Consider the following 16079-nt stretch of genomic DNA (forward strand, 5'->3'; position numbering starts at 1 on the left):
GTGGTGCTTGTGGTGGGTGGTCGGTTCGCTGGTCCCGCTCGTGGCCGTCTATCGGTTCGCTGGTCGTGCTTGTGGTGGTCGGTCGGTGTGCCGGTGGTGCTTGTGGTGGGTGGTCGGTTCGCTGGTCCCGCTCGTGGCCGTCTATCGGTTCGCTGGTCGTGCTTGTGGTGGTCGGTCGGTGTGCCGGTGATGCTTGTGGTGGGTGGTCGGTGTGCCGGTGGCGCTCCTGGCGGTTCGTCGATGCGCGGGCTTACCGGGCCGCCACCCCGGCGGCGGCCTGCGGTAGCTCGTGGGCGTTCATCGGTTCGCCGGGCGGCTTTCGGTGGGCGTTCATCGGCCTGGCGGGCCGGCCGCGTGGTGGGGAATGCGTGGGCGTGCGGGGTGGAGGCTGCGGGCGTGCGTTGGTTGATGGTGGTGTTTGTGCTGGTCAGTGGGGTTTTGAGGGGTTGGGCCCAGGGCGTAACGGCGGGATGCGTGACGGCGGACTCGGCAGGTGCCGGGCGCCGCTACGCTTGACGTATGCCTGTCGAGTCGATTTTCCACCGCCTGGAAGCGCTGCTGCCGAAGGTGCAGAAGCCCATCCAGTACGTCGGGGGTGAGCTCAACTCGACCGTCAAGGACTGGGACTCCGCCGACGTGCGGTGGGCGTTGATGTACCCGGACGCCTACGAGGTCGGGCTGCCCAACCAGGGCATCGCCATCCTCTACGAGATCCTCAACGAGCTGCCGGGCACGCTCGCCGAGCGCACGTACGCGGTCTGGCCGGACCTTGAAAAGCTCATGCGCGAAGAGGGCGTGCCGCAGTTCACCGTCGACGCGCACCGCCCGGTTCGCGCCTTCGACGTGCTCGGCGTGTCGTTCGCGACCGAGCTCGGCTACACCAACCTGCTGACCGCGCTCGACCTCGCCGGCATCCCGATGCTGGCCGTCGACCGCGGTGAGGACGACCCGATCGTGCTCGCGGGCGGCCACGCCGCGTTCAACCCCGAGCCGATCGCCGATTTCCTCGACGCGGCCGTGCTCGGCGACGGGGAGCAGATCTCCATCGCCATCACCGAGGTCATCCGCGAGTGGAAGGCGGAGGGCCGGCCGGGCGGCCGTGACGAGCTGCTCATGCGCCTCGCCGAGTCCGGCGGGGTCTACGTGCCGAAGTTCTACGACGTCGAATACCACCCCGACGGGCGCATCAAGCGCGTCGCGCCCAACCGGCCCGACGTGCCGTGGCGGGTGCACAAGCACACGGTGATGGACCTCGACGAGTGGCCCTACCCGAAGAAACCGCTCGTGCCGCTGGCCGAGACGGTGCACGAGCGGTTCAGCGTGGAGATCTTCCGCGGCTGCACGCGCGGGTGCCGCTTCTGCCAGGCAGGCATGATCACACGTCCCGTACGTGAGCGCTCGATCACCACGATCGGCGCGATGGTCGAAAACGGCATCAAGCAGTCCGGCTTCAACGAGGTCGGCCTGTTGTCGCTGTCGTCGGCCGACCACTCCGAGATCGGCGACATCGCCAAGGGTCTCGCCGACCGCTACGAGGGCACCAACACCTCGCTGTCGCTGCCCTCGACCAGGGTCGACGCGTTCAACATCGACCTGGCCAACGAGTTCTCCAGGAACGGCAGGCGCTCGGGCCTGACGTTCGCGCCGGAGGGCGGCTCGGAGCGCATGCGCAAGGTGATCAACAAGATGGTCACCGAAGAAGACCTCATCCGCACCGTCACCACGGCCTACTCGCAGGGGTGGCGGCAGGTGAAGCTCTACTTCATGTGCGGGCTGCCCACCGAGCAGGACGAGGACGTGCTCGGCATCGCCGACCTGGCCAAGAAGGTCATCAAGGCGGGCCGTGAGGTGACCGGCAGCCGCGACATCCGCTGCACGGTCTCCATCGGCGGGTTCGTGCCCAAGCCGCACACCCCGTTCCAGTGGGCCGCGCAGGCCGACCACGAGACCGTCGACCGGCGGCTCAAGGCGCTGCGCGACGCGCTGCGCAGCGACAAGGAGTACGGCCGCGCCATCGGCTACCGCTACCACGACGGCAAGCCGTCCATCGTGGAGGGGCTGCTGTCGCGGGGCGACCGCAGGGTCGGCGCCGTCATCAGGGCCGTCTGGGAGGACGGCGGCCGCTTCGACGGGTGGAGCGAGTACTTCTCGTACGAGCGCTGGATGAAGGCCGCCGAGAAGGTCGGCGTCGACGTCGACTGGTACACCACCCGCGAGCGCGAGGAGAACGAGGTCCTGCCATGGGACCACCTCGACGCCGGGCTCGACCGCGAATGGCTCTGGCAGGACTGGCAGGACGCCATCTCCGGCGGCGAGGTCGAGGACTGCCGCTGGACGCCGTGCTACGACTGCGGCGTGTGCCCGACCATGGGCACCGAGATCCAGATCGGCCCCACGGGGCGGAAACTCCTTCCTCTGACGGTGGTCTAGCGCGCTCAGTGGGCGAGCCGTGTCTCGGCGTACACGTTCACGCGCGAACGCGGCTTATCCTGAGACGTAGGAACTCTTACAAGGGAAGGACGACAAGCTCTGAAACCTGTTCCCGACGGGCCACCGCCCGCGCCCACGGTGCAGCGCCTTCGCGTGCGTTACGCCAAGCGCGGCCGCCTGCGCTTCACCAGCCACCGCGACATCTCGCGGGCCGTCGAGAGGGCGGTCCGCCGTGCCGGCATTCCGGTGGCCTACAGCGCGGGCTTCTCGCCCCACCCGAAGATCTCCTACGCGGGCGCGGCGCCGACCGGCGTCGCCAGCGAAGCGGAATACCTCGAGATCGGTGTCACCGAGCCGTGCGACCCCGACCAGGTCAGACAGGGCCTGGACGCGTCGCTGCCGCCCGGTCTCGACGTTCTCGACGTTGTGGAGGCGGGCCCGGGGGGCCTGGCCGACCGCTTGGAGGTCTCCGACTGGGAGGTGCGGCTGCCCGGTGCCGACCGCGAGCTCGCCGAGGTGGCGGTGGAGAAGTTCCTCGCGGCAGGCACGGTGGAGGTCGAGCGTCTCACCAAGAAGGGCCCCCGTCGCTTCGACGCACGGGAGGCCGTCGTGAGGCTCACGGTGTCCGAGGGAACAGCCAGAACCGCAGCTCAGGTGCAAGAGGAGCCGTGTGTCATACTGCGCATGGTTGTTCGGCACATGACGCCTGCCGTTCGACCCGACGACGTGCTCACAGGGCTGCGCCTTGTGGCCGACTTCGCGCCGCCGGTTCCCCCCGAGGTGACCAGGCTGGCGCAGGGGCCGCTCGACGCGACTACTGGTGCGCTTGCCGATCCGCTCGGCCTGGACCGCGACGACACGCGCGGCGGCGAGGCGGAACCGGCGGGTGAGCACATCGCCGGTTAAGGACGTGCCCGGCGAGAGCCGAGCACGACCGCTGACAGGACTTGGCGCCGGCGCTCTCACCGAGAGCGCCGGCGGACAACGAGACACGAGGGCTCCTGCGCGGCGCGGCGACGCGCCCGGGAGCTGACGGGAGAGCGCCCGCATGCTCGACAACGAGCCCAACGCCGGGGCCACTGGCCCTGACGGGGAGACAAATGAACAGCCCCAGGTGACCAGGCGTCGCCGCTCCAGCAGGCCTGCGGGCCCTCCGCCGGAGCTGCCAGAGGAGCCGGTGTCCGTGCCGGTCACCGTCGCCGCCGCGAGGACGGCGCCGGCGGTGGTCAAGGTGGAGCCGGTGCAGATCAACGCCGTGCAGCGCGCGGCGGGTGAGCCGGCGCCTGAGCTGCTCGCCGCCGCGGAGGAAACGCCGAAGGTGAAGACCGTTCCCGCGGGTACGGCCATGCTGGCCACGCCTGCCGTGGAGACGGTGCCGGGCGGCCCGCAGGGCACGAGCCAGACCGAGAACGGCCAGGTGACCGGGGCCGAGGCGGCCGAGGAGGCCGCCGCGGAGAAGCCGAAGAAGACCACGAGGACGCGTTCCACCGCGACGACGACGCGGCGGCGTACGACGAAGAAGGCCGCCGAGGCGGAGGCCCAGGAGACGCCCGCCGAGGGCGAGGGCGCCACGCAGGACAAGGCCGCTGAGGCCGAGGCGCCCGCGCCGGCGAAGCGGACCAGGACGCGGAGGAAGGCCGCGGCGACGGCCGAGGCCGACGCCGGTGCGCAGCCGGCCGAAGGCGCCGCCGCAGGTGCCGCCACCGCCGCCGGCACGGCGACCGCCGACAGCGCGGCGACCGGCCAGAGCACGGCGACCGCTGACAGCACGGTGGCCGGCCAGAGCGCGGCCGGTGCCGCCGATGCCGTGACCGCCGGTGGAGAGGCCGCCGGTGCCGTGGCGGAGGGCGTTCAGGACGCCGGTGCCGCCGCCGAGGCTGCCGAGGAGGCGCCCGCCCGGCGTACGCGGACGACGCGTACCCGTACCAGGACGACCACCGGCACGACCAGGCGCGGCCGTGCCGCCCGCGCCGCCGAGGAGAGCGCCGAGAGCGCGCCTGAGGCGGGCGCAGAGGCCGCGGCCGGTGCGGATGCGGCGGCGACCACCGAGGTGGCCGCCGAGCAGGCCGGAGAGGCCGCTCAGGGCGCCGTGGCGGCGGCCGGGAGCCAGGGCGAGGACGTCCAGGACGCGAAGGCCGAGAGCGCCGAGGACGTCCGGGCCACGGCGAACACCACCGCGGACACCACCGCGGACATTACGGCGGACACCGCTGAGGACACAGCGGACACCACGGCGGACACCGCCGAGGACGCTGAGGACGCTGAGGACATCGACGAGATCCTGCCCGAGGACGAGCCGCTCGACGACGAGCCCGCCGGCGAGGACCTCGACGAGGACACCGTGCGGCAGAGCCTGCTCGCCGACCCCTTCGCGCTGAACGCGCGCAGGGAGTCCGAGCCCGGCACCACGTTCCTGCGGCCCGCCGCGATCTTCGAGCCGCTGTTCCAGGCGCCCGACCCGAGCAAGGCCAAGCCGGCCGTGCCGCGCAGGACCGAGCCGGAGCCCGATCCGGCCGACGCCGACGACGTCGTGGACGAGACGGTCACCGACGAGGAGACCGACCTCGACACGCCCGAGGAGCACGAGGAAGAGACCGGTGGCCGCCGCCGTCGCCGCCGCAGGGGCGGCCGTGGCCGCGGCAAGTCCCGCGAGCGCGACGAGTCCGAGGACGCCGAAGAGCAGCAGGCGGAGGAGGAGCGCGAGGAGGAGCCGGTCGCCGAGGAGACGCCGCAGGAGGAAGAGGTCTCCACCTCGCGTCGCCGCCGCCGTCGCCGCCGCAGGGGCACCGACGAGAACATCGAGCCGTCCAGCGACGACCCGCCGAACACGGTGGTGCGCATCCGCGCGCCGCGCTCCGGCCGCGCTACCGCGCTCGACACCGCCACCGACGGCGTGCAGAGCGTGCGCGGCTCGACCCGGCTCGAGGCCAAGAAGCAGCGCCGCCGCGAGGGGCGCGAGCTGGGCCGCCGGCGTCCGCCGATCATCACCGAGTCGGAGTTCCTCGCCCGCCGCGAGTCGGTCGACCGGATGATGGTGGTGCGCCGCCAGGGCGACCGCACGCAGATCGCGGTGCTCGAGGACGGCGTGCTCGTCGAGCACTACGTCAACCGCGAGGCCAGCCAGTCCTACGTGGGCAACGTCTACCTCGGCAAGGTGCAGAACGTGCTGCCCTCGATGGAGGCGGCCTTCGTCGACATCGGCAAGGGCAGGAACGCCGTCCTGTACGCCGGTGAGGTGAACTTCGACACCGCCGGGCTCGAAGGCCAGCCGAAGCGGATCGAGTCGGCGCTGAAGTCGGGGCAGTCGGTGCTGGTGCAGGTCACCAAGGACCCGATCGGCCACAAGGGCGCGCGGCTCACCTCGCAGATCAGCCTGCCGGGGCGCTACCTCGTCTACGTTCCCGACGGGTCGATGACCGGCATCAGCCGCAAGCTGCCCGACAAGGAGCGCAGCCGCCTCAAGAGCATCCTGAAGAAGGTCATGCCGGAGAACGCCGGCGTGATCGTGCGGACGGCGGCCGAGGGCGCCTCCGAGGAGGAGCTGGCCCGCGACGTGGCCAGGCTGTCGGCGCAGTGGGAGAACATCCAGAAGAAGGCCAAGTCGGCCAGCCCGCCCGAGCTGCTGTCGGCCGAGCCGGACCTGACGATCCGGGTCGTGCGTGACGTCTTCAACGAGGACTTCACGAACCTGGTCGTGCAGGGCGACGACGCCTGGGACACGGTGGACGAGTACGTCAAGTACGTGGCTCCCCACCTGGCCGAGCGGCTGTCGAAGTGGGACATCGAGCAGGGCGACGTCTTCGAGCACTACCGCATCGACGAGCAGCTCGCCAAGGCGCTGGAGCGCAAGGTGTGGCTGCCGAGCGGCGGTTCGCTGGTCATCGACCGCACCGAGGCGATGACCGTCGTCGACGTCAACACCGGCAAGTTCACCGGCCAGGGCGGCAACCTGGAGGAGACCGTCACCAGGAACAACCTGGAGGCGGCCGAGGAGATCGTCCGCCAGCTCCGGCTGCGCGACATCGGCGGCATCATCGTCATCGACTTCATCGACATGGTGCTGGAGTCCAACCGCGACCTGGTGCTGCGGCGGCTGCTGGAGTGCCTGGCCCGTGACAGGACCAAGCACCAGGTGGCCGAGGTCACCTCGCTGGGTCTGGTCCAGATGACCCGTAAGCGGGTCGGCCAGGGGCTGCTGGAGGCGTTCTCGACGCCGTGCGAGTGCTGCAACGGGCGTGGCCTGCTGATTTCCACCGAGCCTGTCGACGGCAAGCCCGAGCCGCGTGGCACGCAGGGCAAGATGGCGGTCGAGAAGGCGGTCGCGGAGAAGGTTTCCGCGGCCAAGGACACCTCCGGCCGTGATACCGTGACCGGTGCGCTTGATGACGTCCCGGCTGAGGACGACCAGGCAAACCAGACTTCCGGCAGGGGGCGGCGACGCTCGCGCCGAGCCAAGTCCGCCGAGTAGCTCTCGGCGAGCTTCCGACGATCCGTCCGGTTCGCCTAGGGCCCGGTCATCCGGTACCCTGGTGAACCGGTGCGTCAGGTGACGTGCCCTGTTGGCGCGCTTACTAAGGTTCGTCGGTGACCGACCGGCCGAATGACGGGCGCAGCATTCGGCGGCCTCCTCTCCGTGAGGCGGCTGATGATCGAAAGCAACAGTGAGTCAGTAGAAGGGTTCCGCGGTGTACGCGATCGTTCGTTGCGGCGGCAGGCAGCAGAAGGTCTCCGTCGGTGACGTCCTCGAGGTGGACAAGGTCGCCGGCGAGGTCGGCTCTTCGGTAGCGCTGCCGACGGTGCTCGTCGTCAACGATGGCGACGTGACGACCGAGGCGGGCAAGTTCACGGTCAACGCCGAGATCATCGGCGAGACCAAGGGCCCGAAGATCAACATTCTCAAGTACAAGAGCAAGACCGGTTACAAGAAGCGCCAGGGCCACCGCCAGCGGTACACCCAGGTGAAGATCACCGGCATCGAGCAGGCCTGACGGGAGTTTGAGAGATGGCACACAAGAAGGGCGCGTCGTCCACCCGGAACGGTCGTGACTCCAACGCCCAGCGCCTTGGTGTGAAGCGCTTCGGCGGTCAGCTGGTGAACGCGGGCGAGATCATCGTCCGTCAGCGCGGCACCCACTTCCACCCCGGCGACAACGTCGGCCGTGGTGGCGATGACACGCTGTTCGCGCTCAAGGCCGGTCACGTGCAGTTCGGCGTCAAGCGCGGCCGTCGAGCCGTGAGCATCGTTCCCGTCGCGGAGTAAGGTTTCTCCTTCGACTTTCAGGGGTGGATCGACCGATCGCGTGTCGATCCGCCCCTTTTTGCTGTTCGTACGGCCTGGGGATGCTCCCGTAGCGGCCGGTGCGTTGTGGGTATGAGAGGCCTCCTTACGGGGGCGATGGAGGGATAGGGCATGCCGGACTTCGTGGACCAGGTGGTCCTGCACGTCAAGGCCGGTGACGGAGGGAACGGGTGCGCCTCCATCCACCGGGAGAAGTTCAAGCCGCTCGGCGGCCCCGACGGGGGCAACGGCGGGCGCGGGGGTGACGTCATCCTGGAGGTCGACCCCAACACGGCGACCCTGCTCGACTACCACCGCCGCCCGCACCGCAAGGCGCCCAACGGCAAGCAGGGGCAGGGGTCGCACCGCGACGGCGCCAACGGCGACGACGTGATCCTGCCGGTGCCCAACGGCACCGTGGTCAAGGACGCCGCCACGGGTGAGGTGCTGGTCGACCTCGTGGGGGCCGGTACGCGGTACGTCATCGCGCAGGGCGGCCGCGGCGGTCTCGGCAACGCGGCCCTGGCCACCGCCAAGCGCAAGGCGCCCGGGTTCGCGCTGCTCGGCGAGCCGGGCGACGAGCTCGACGTGGTGCTCGAGCTGAAGAGCGTCGCGGACGTCGCGCTGGTCGGGTTCCCGAGCGCGGGCAAGAGCTCGCTGATCGCGGCGCTGAGCGCGGCCAAGCCGAAGATCGCCGACTACCCGTTCACCACGCTGATCCCCAACCTGGGCGTGGTGACCGCGGGCGAGAACGTGTTCACGGTCGCCGACGTCCCCGGCCTCATCCCCGGCGCGTCGGAGGGCAAGGGCCTCGGCCACGAGTTCCTGCGCCACGTCGAGCGCTGCGACATGCTCGTGCACGTCATCGACTGCGCCACCATGGAGCCGGGCCGCGACCCCATCACCGACTACGAGGTCATCGAGGCCGAGCTGCACGCGTACGGGAAGCTGGAGGACCGGCCGCGGCTCGTCGTGCTCAACAAGACCGACGTTCCCGACGCACGCGAGCTGGCCGAGCTGGTCAGGCCCGAGTTCGAGGAGCGGGGGCTGCGGGTCTTCACGATCTCGGCGGCCACCCGCGAGGGGTTGCGCGAGCTCGCGTACGCGATGGGCGAATGGGTCGCCGCGGCCAGGGCCGCCAAGCCGATCGAGGAGCCCACGCGCCTGGTGATCAGGCCCAAGCAGCTCGGCGAGGCCGGGTTCACGGTGCGGCGGGTCAACGACAACCTGTTCCAGATCACCGGTGAGAAGCCGGAGCGGTGGATCAGGCAGACCGACTTCACCAACGACGAGGCCGTCGGTTACCTCGCCGACCGGCTGGAGCGGCTGGGGGTCGAGGAGGAGCTGGTCAAGGCCGGTGCCGAGCCGGGGGCCGAGGTGGTCATCGGGCCGATGGAGGGCGGTTACGTCTTCGACTGGCAGCCGACGGTGAACGCCGAGTCCGTACGCCAGGGCCCGCGCGGCACCGACAACCGCCTCGGCTGACCGCGTCCGGCGGGGATCGAGGCGCCGCGTGAGGCGCTTTCAGGGCGGGCCGTGTGTCCTTGGCCGGGAGGGCGTTCTCCGGGGCGCTGAGCCGGTCTCTGGGCCGGCTGCCGTGTCGGCTTCCGTGCCGGTTTCTGGGCCGGTTTCTGGGCCGGTTTCTGGGCCGGGTTTTCGGGCCTGTCTCAGGGGTTGAGCACGATTCAGGTCGTCCTCGGGTCAGCGGATAGGCTTCCACACGTGCGGGAACGGATCAGCTCAGCGTCGAAAGTCGTTGTCAAGGTCGGCTCCTCCTCGCTCACCACCCCTCAGGGAACGATCGACGTCGATAGGGTCGATGCCCTGGTGGACGTGCTGGCGGCGCGGCGCCGGGCCGGGACGCAGATCGTCCTGGTCTCCTCGGGAGCGATCGCGGCGGGCCTCGGCCCGCTCGGGCTGAGCACGCGACCGCGCGACCTCGCCACCCAGCAGGCCGCCGCATCCGTCGGCCAGGGCGTGCTGGTGGCCCGCTACACCTCCTCGTTCGCCCGCTACTCGCTGCGCGTCGGCCAGGTGCTGCTGACCGCCGACGACATGATGCGCCGCGCGCACCACGCCAACGCCCAGCGCACCCTCAACCGGCTGCTCGAGCTCGGCATCGTGCCCATCGTCAACGAGAACGACACGGTCGCGACGGACGAGATCCGCTTCGGCGACAACGACCGGCTCGCGGCGCTGGTGACGCACCTCATCCACGCCGAGGCGCTGATCCTGCTGTCGGACGTCGACGCACTCTACGACGGCCCGCCGAGCCGCAGCGGCTCGCGCCGGCTGGCCGAGATCCGCGGCCCCGAGGACCTCGTCGGGGTCGAGCTGGGCAAGAACGGCGCCTCCGTCGGCACCGGCGGCATGGTGACCAAGGTGCAGGCGGCCAGGATCGCCACCGGAGCCGGCGTGCCCGTGGTGCTCACCGCGGCCGCCCACGCGGCCCAGGCGCTGGCCGGCGCCGACGTCGGCACCTACTTCCACCCCGACGGCCGCCACCCGGGCACGCGGCTGCTGTGGCTCGCCCACGCCACCACCGGGCGCGGCCGGCTCCACCTCGACCAGGGCGCGGTCGAGGCCATCGTGGGCCGCCGCAAGTCGCTGCTGCCCGCCGGGGTGACCTCGGTGGAGGGTGACTTCGCCGCGGGCGATCCGGTTGACCTGTGCGCCCCGCACGGCGGCGTGGTGGCCCGCGGGCTGGTGAACTTCGACGCCGCCGAGATCCCCGGCCTGCTCGGGCGCTCGACCAAGGAACTCGCCAGCACGCTGGGGCCCGAATATGAGCGCGAGCTGATCCACCGCGACGACATGGTCATACTGGAATCCCACAACTGAACGTTCCACCGAGGAGCACGCGATGTCCGAAGAGTTCCTGAGCGTCGCCCGCGCGGCACGAGAGGCCGCCGCCGAGCTGGCCCCGCTGCCGCGGGCGCCCAAGGACCGGGCGTTGCGCGCCCTCGCCGACGCCCTGGTCGCCCACGCCGCCGAGCTGGTCGCGGCCAACGCCGAGGACGTCGAGCGGGCCAAGGCCCAGGGCACGTCCGAGGCGATGATCGACCGGCTGCGGCTCGACGAGGCCAGGATCGCCGCCATCGCCGACGCCGTACGCCAGGTGGCCGACCTGCCCGACCCGGTCGGTGAGGTGGTGCGCGGCTCGACCCTGCCCAACGGGCTCGAGCTGCGCCAGATCAGGGTGCCGCTGGGTGTGATCGGCATCATCTACGAGGGCCGCCCCAACGTCACCGTCGACGCCGCCGCGCTCTGCCTCAAGAGCGGCAACGCGGTGCTGCTGCGCGGTTCGTCCAGCGCCTACTCCTCCAACACCGCGCTCGTCCGCGTCATGCAGGAGGCGCTGGAGGGCACCGAGGTGCCGGCCGGGGCCGTGCAGCTCGTGCCGGGGCAGAGCCGCGACTCGGTCAAGGAGCTCATGCGGGCCCGCGGCCTGGTCGACGTGCTGATCCCGCGCGGCGGCGCCTCTTTGATCAACTCGGTGGTCGAGGAGTCCACGGTGCCGGTGATCGAGACCGGCGTCGGCAACTGCCACGTCTACGTCGACGCCGAGGCCGACGTCGACCTGGCCGTGCAGATCCTGGTCAACGCCAAGGCGCAGCGGCCGTCGGTGTGCAACGCCGCCGAGACGTTCCTCGTCCACGAGGACATCGCCGACGCGTTCGTGCCCAAGGCGCTGGCGGCGCTGCGCGAGGCCGGCGTGACCGTCCACGGCGACGAGCGGATCGCCGCCTACGACCCGCGGGTCGTTCCCGCCACCGAGGACGACTTCGCCGCCGAATACCTCTCGCTCGACATCGCCGCCGCCGTGGTCGGCTCGCTGGAGGAGGCCGTGGCCCACATCAGGCGCTACGGCTCCGCTCACACCGACGCCATCGTCACCCGGTCGCAGCGGGCCGCCCGCAGGTTCGTCGCGCTCGTCGACTCGGCCGCCGTGGCGGTCAACGCCTCCACCAGGTTCACCGACGGCGGCGAGTTCGGCTTCGGCGCCGAGATCGGCATCTCCACCCAGAAGCTGCACGCGCGCGGCCCGATGGGCCTGCCCGAGCTCACCTCGACCAAGTGGGTCTATACGGGCGAAGGACATCTGCGCACCTCAGAGGGCACGGTGGTGGCCGGTTAGTCGGCGTGTCGGCCTGACCGGCGCGGGTGGCGTCGCTTGACTGGAGCACATGGAAATCGTCGTCGCCCTCGCCTTCTCCGCTGCGGTGCTGCTCGGCGCCGACCGGCTCATGCTGTGGCTGGAGCGCCGAGGTCACGTTCACTGGCGCAGGAAAGGGCGCAGGCGGCTGTCGGACGAGCCTGTCACGCGGCTCGACAGCATGCTCTCCGACCACACACGCCGATAAACCTTCGGCGTGCCTCAAGCGATGACAGCGGCACCGGCGCTAGGGTTGTGTCCCTTATGGGCGCGCCGGGCGGGGAGGGACGGTGAGCAAGCTCGGCAAGGTCGGGCCGTACAGCCTGGTCGAGCGGCTCGGCCGGGGTGGCATGGGCGAGGTGTACCTCGCGACCACCCGCCGCGGCGAGCGAGTCGCGCTCAAGGTCCTGCACGACCTAGCCGAAGACGAGACCTCGCGCATCCGGTTGGAGCGCGAGGTCCGAGCGCTGCGCAGGGTCGAGAGCCCGTACGTCGCCAAGGTGCTCGACGCGGACCTCGACGGTGCGCGGCCGTACCTGGTGATGGAGCACATCGAGGGCGACACGCTGCTGGAACGCGTGCGCAAGGAGGGCCCGCTCGACGTCTCCGAGCTGGTCGAGCTGGCGCAGGGCATCGCCGCCGCCCTGGCGATCATCCACGCGGCCGGGGTCGTGCACCGCGACCTCAAGCCGGGCAACATCATCATGAGCGCGCGCGGCCCGGTGCTCATCGACTTCGGCATCGCCCAGGTGCTCGACGCGACGCGGCTGACCATGACCGGTACGTTCCTCGGCACCCCCGGCTACACCGCGCCGGAGATCTTCGCCGACGAGCAGGTCGACTCGCCCGCCGACGTGCACGCCTGGGCCGCGACGGTGGCGTTCGCGGCGACGGGGCGGCCGACGTTCGGGCGGGGCACGGCCGAGGCGCAGATGTACGCGGTGCTCAACGGCCAGGCCGACCTCAAGGGCGTGCCCGTCGAGCTGCTGCCGCTGATCCGGGCGGCGCTCAACAGGGAACCCGGTAAGCGGCCCACGGCGGCGCTGCTGGCCGACCGGCTGTCCAGGCTGGCCAAGGCCACGAGCGCGGCTGAGAGCGAGCCTCAGGCGGCCTCAGGGCGCGTTGCCGACGCCGGCGAGGAGCCCGGCAAGGGGGCGGCCGTGCGCGGCAGGACGGCGCCTGACGAGGCCGCGCCGCCGCGCGGCGATGGCAGGGCCAGAAGCCGGCCCAACGCGCCCGCCGAGGGCAAGGTGCCGCCGCCGCGCGGCCGGGGGAGCCGGGTCGTGCCGGAGAGCGGGCGCGCCGGTCGCGCCCTGCCGGAGGGCGGGCGTCCTGGACGTGCCGTGCCCGAGGCCGGGCGTCCCGGGCGGAGCGTGCCCGAGGCCGGACGCGCCGGGCGCGCCGTACCGGAGGGCGGGCGTCCCGGGCGGGCCGTGCCCGAGAGCGGCAGGGCCGCGAGCCGGGCGGTGCCCGACGGCAAGGGTCAGGCGCTCGCGCGCAGCCGGGCCGAGGGCAAGGTACCGCCGCCGCGCGGGCGTACCGGTGCCGACGGCAAGACCACCGGGCCCAGGGCCAAGGTCACCGCGTCGCGGCAGCGCGCGGCGGCGGCCGTCAGGAGCAGGACCGCCACGCAGGACCGGCGCAAGAGCGCGGGGCTGCGCGAGACGCACACCACGCTGCCCGCGGGCAATGGCGCGCTGCTGCTGCTCGCGGTGCTGGCCGTGCCGTGCGTGGTGGTGTCGGTGATCTGGCCGATCGCCTCCATCGCCATCACGACGCTGTTCGTGGTCCTGACCAGGACCCTGTGGATGAGCCACTGGATGGTCTGGAAGCGCAGCTCCCGGCGTACGCGGGTGCTGCTGCGGGTGCTGCTGTTCCCCATCGCGCTGGCCGGGGCGGCGTCGTCGGCCGTCGTGTGGCCGGGCGTGCCGGTCGCGGTGGCGGCGGGCGGTGCGCTGTGGGCCACCGGCGGCGGTGAGATCACCCCCGACTGGTGGCAGGAGGCGGCGCCCGTGACCGTGGCCGGGGTGGTGTTCGGGATGTTCTGCGGCGGGATCACCGGGCGCGAGATCGAACGAGTCGGGCAGCGGCTGCCCGAGCTGCGCAGGGAAGGGCTGCGCGCGCTGGCCGTGCTGGGCGGGTTCGTCGCGCTGTGCGCGGCCGCCGTACGCGCCATCGCGCTGCTGCTGTGACCCTGCGGCGCCGCTGTGACCTGCGGGTCGCCGGTGTTGGCCCGCCGCTGCGGTGCGGCGGGCCGGCGCGGCCGATCAAGCGGATCCGCCGCGCGGAGGCGGTGTCGTACTCGGTCGCGGCGAGCCCGGCCGTGTCGGGCCCGGTCATGTCGGGCCCGGTCGTGTCGGACTCGGCCGTGTCGGGCCCGGTCGTGTCGTAACCGGTCGCGACGGGCCCGTCGTGTCGGGCTCGGTCGCGGGTGCGCTCAGTCGCGGCGGGCGAAGCGGTTGAAGATGCGCTCGCCCGCGTTGACCGCGCCCTCGGCGACGTCGCGCAGCACGCCGATGAACGGGTCCTGCGACTGCTGCCAGGACGCGCGGTAGGACTCCGCCGCCGCCTTGATCTCGTCGGTGACCCGCGCATGGACGTCGTCCTCCCTGCGGGGGTAGTCGCCGCCGATGATCCGGTCGTACGCGCCGCTGCGCTGCCACTTGTCCAGCTCCGCCACGCGCACCACCGCGAACGGGTGGGTCGTGCCGAGCAGGTTGAGCACCTTGAGGAAGCCGTCGCGAAGGTCGCCTGCGGTGTCGTACTCCTGGAACTGCTCCAGGAACGCCTCGATGTTCATCTCGTGGGTGTAGTCACCGCCGGCGAGCTTCATCAGCGCGCGCTTGGCCGACTCGGGGTTCTGTGCCACGAGCAGGCCGCCGCGGTCGGACGACAGCTCGGACTTGCGGTACCACTCCTCCAGGCCCGCGACGATCGCCCGCAGGCCGATGTAGCCGAGCGGGATCCAGGCGACGCGGGTGGCGAGGCGGGTGAGGATGTCGAGCATCGTCCGGTAGACCGCGTGCCCCGACAGGATGTGGGCGGTCTCGTGGCCGATGACGAAGCGCTGCTCCTCCTCGTTCATGAGGTTGAGCAGACCGGTGGTCACGACGATGAACGGGTCGTCGAAGCCGATCGCCTTGGCCTGCACCTGCGGGTCCTGCTGGACGTAGATCTCCGGGATCCGATGCAGGTCGAGGGTGTAGGCGGCGTCGCGGCCCATGTCGTAGAGGGAGCGGAACTGGGTCTCGCTCACTCGTACGGCCGACGCGAGGTACATCAAGCGGAGCCGGCGCTCACTGACGAGGCCGGACATCTGCTTGAGAACGGTGTCGAACCCACTCAACTTGCGCAGAGCGACCAGGGCGGACCGGTCTGCGGGGTGTTCGTAGGCTCGGGACGAGATGCCTGGCAGTTGGACGCGATTGCGGTCCGGGGTGGTCGTCATGCCCGGCATGCTACGTCCGCAACGGAAGTGATGCGCGGTCATCCTGAAGGGGGGTGCCGTCGAGTTGTCGGAGAGAGTCCGCGTAAGGTCCGTTTCATGATGAATGCGCCTGGTGTGCAGGGGAAGCGGCGAGTAGGTGTGATGGGCGGGACGTTCGACCCCATCCACCACGGGCACCTCGTCGCCGCCAGCGAGGTGGCACACCACTTCCAGCTCGACGAGGTGGTCTTCGTCCCGACCGGCCGGCCGTACCAGAAGTCGGAGCGCGAGGTGTCGGCGGCGGAGGACCGCTACCTGATGACGGTCATCGCGACCGCCTCGAACCCCCGCTTCTCCGTCAGCCGGGTGGACATCGACCGTCCGGGGCCGACGTTCACGATCGACACCCTGCGCGATATTTCGGAGATTTACGGTCCTGAGGTCGAGCTGTACTTCATCACCGGCGCCGACGCGCTCGGCGCCATCCTCGGCTGGCAGAGCGCCGACGAGTTGTTCCAGCTCGCCCACTTCGTCGGTTGCACCCGCCCCGGCCACACCCTGCACGACCCCGGTCTGCCGGAGGGACGGGTGACGCTGCTGGAGATCCCCGCCCTGGCCATCTCGTCGTCGGAGTGCCGGCAGCGCGTCGCCAAGGGCGAGCCCATCTGGTATCTGGTGCCCGACGGAATCGTGCAGTACATCAACAAGCGAGGGCTGTATCGCTCGGCCGGATGAGCCTGCTCAGGGCGTCCTCGTGGCGTAGGTGGGGGGTTTCGGCCCGGAAGGGT

Annotated in this window: 12 protein-coding genes; 11 read left to right on the forward strand and 1 reads right to left on the reverse strand. The window is 71.2% G+C overall.

Features of this window, described 5'->3' with window-relative positions; genetic code table 11:
• Nucleotides 1-519 precede the first annotated feature (519 nt).
• The 10 genes from ACGFIM_RS25210 to ACGFIM_RS25255 all read left to right on the forward strand — a co-directional run bounded on the left by ACGFIM_RS25210 (nucleotide 520) and on the right by ACGFIM_RS25255 (nucleotide 14056).
• The gene (locus ACGFIM_RS25210; protein ID WP_393204216.1) at nucleotides 520-2430 is read left to right on the forward strand and encodes a TIGR03960 family B12-binding radical SAM protein; all 1911 of its coding nucleotides are present in this window, start codon (nucleotides 520-522) and stop codon (nucleotides 2428-2430) included.
• Nucleotides 2431-2583: 153 nt separating this feature from the next.
• A complete protein-coding gene (locus tag ACGFIM_RS25215) occupies nucleotides 2584-3336 on the forward strand; it encodes a TIGR03936 family radical SAM-associated protein (protein WP_393204218.1) in 753 nt (250 codons plus the stop codon).
• Between the two features lie 271 nt (nucleotides 3337-3607).
• Complete coding sequence (locus ACGFIM_RS25220) at nucleotides 3608-6898, forward strand: ribonuclease E/G (RefSeq protein WP_393204220.1); 3291 nt, start codon at nucleotides 3608-3610, stop codon at nucleotides 6896-6898.
• A 217-nt stretch (nucleotides 6899-7115) separates the two neighbouring features.
• Nucleotides 7116-7418 carry a 50S ribosomal protein L21 gene (rplU, locus tag ACGFIM_RS25225; RefSeq protein ID WP_364067168.1) on the forward strand — a complete coding sequence of 101 codons (303 nt, stop codon included), beginning with the start codon at nucleotides 7116-7118 and terminating at the stop codon, nucleotides 7416-7418.
• 14 nt (nucleotides 7419-7432) lie between these two features.
• Nucleotides 7433-7690, forward strand: a complete 258-nt coding sequence (gene rpmA / locus ACGFIM_RS25230) for a 50S ribosomal protein L27 (RefSeq protein WP_364067166.1) — start codon at nucleotides 7433-7435, stop codon at nucleotides 7688-7690.
• Nucleotides 7691-7840: 150 nt separating this feature from the next.
• The gene (obgE, locus tag ACGFIM_RS25235) at nucleotides 7841-9193 is read left to right on the forward strand and encodes a GTPase ObgE (RefSeq protein WP_393204223.1); all 1353 of its coding nucleotides are present in this window, start codon (nucleotides 7841-7843) and stop codon (nucleotides 9191-9193) included.
• A 237-nt stretch (nucleotides 9194-9430) separates the two neighbouring features.
• Nucleotides 9431-10549 (forward strand): glutamate 5-kinase, encoded by a 1119-nt coding sequence (gene proB, locus ACGFIM_RS25240; RefSeq protein ID WP_393204225.1) that lies wholly within the window; start codon nucleotides 9431-9433, stop codon nucleotides 10547-10549.
• Nucleotides 10550-10571: 22 nt separating this feature from the next.
• Nucleotides 10572-11846: a glutamate-5-semialdehyde dehydrogenase gene (locus ACGFIM_RS25245; protein WP_393204227.1), complete on the forward strand. Its 1275-nt coding sequence runs from the start codon at nucleotides 10572-10574 to the stop codon at nucleotides 11844-11846.
• Between the two features lie 49 nt (nucleotides 11847-11895).
• Nucleotides 11896-12072 carry a hypothetical protein gene (locus ACGFIM_RS25250; RefSeq protein WP_393204229.1) on the forward strand — a complete coding sequence of 59 codons (177 nt, stop codon included), beginning with the start codon at nucleotides 11896-11898 and terminating at the stop codon, nucleotides 12070-12072.
• An 82-nt stretch (nucleotides 12073-12154) separates the two neighbouring features.
• Nucleotides 12155-14056 (forward strand): protein kinase, encoded by a 1902-nt coding sequence (locus ACGFIM_RS25255; protein ID WP_393204231.1) that lies wholly within the window; start codon nucleotides 12155-12157, stop codon nucleotides 14054-14056.
• Nucleotides 14057-14301: 245 nt separating this feature from the next.
• Here ACGFIM_RS25255 and ACGFIM_RS25260 read toward each other — a convergent pair whose 3' ends face one another.
• Entirely contained in the window at nucleotides 14302-15312 is a 1011-nt protein-coding gene (locus ACGFIM_RS25260) for a M48 family metallopeptidase (RefSeq protein WP_393204233.1), read from the reverse strand.
• 96 nt (nucleotides 15313-15408) lie between these two features.
• Here ACGFIM_RS25260 and nadD point away from each other — a divergent pair, with 96 nt between their 5' ends.
• On the forward strand, nucleotides 15409-16026 hold the full coding sequence (gene nadD / locus ACGFIM_RS25265) for a nicotinate-nucleotide adenylyltransferase (RefSeq protein WP_393204235.1): 618 nt from the start codon (nucleotides 15409-15411) through the stop codon (nucleotides 16024-16026).
• Nucleotides 16027-16079 lie beyond the last annotated feature (53 nt).

It is taken from the genome of Nonomuraea sp. NPDC049309 (assembly GCF_043196965.1).
In the GTDB taxonomy this organism is placed as follows: Bacteria; Actinomycetota; Actinomycetes; order Streptosporangiales; family Streptosporangiaceae; genus Nonomuraea; species Nonomuraea fastidiosa.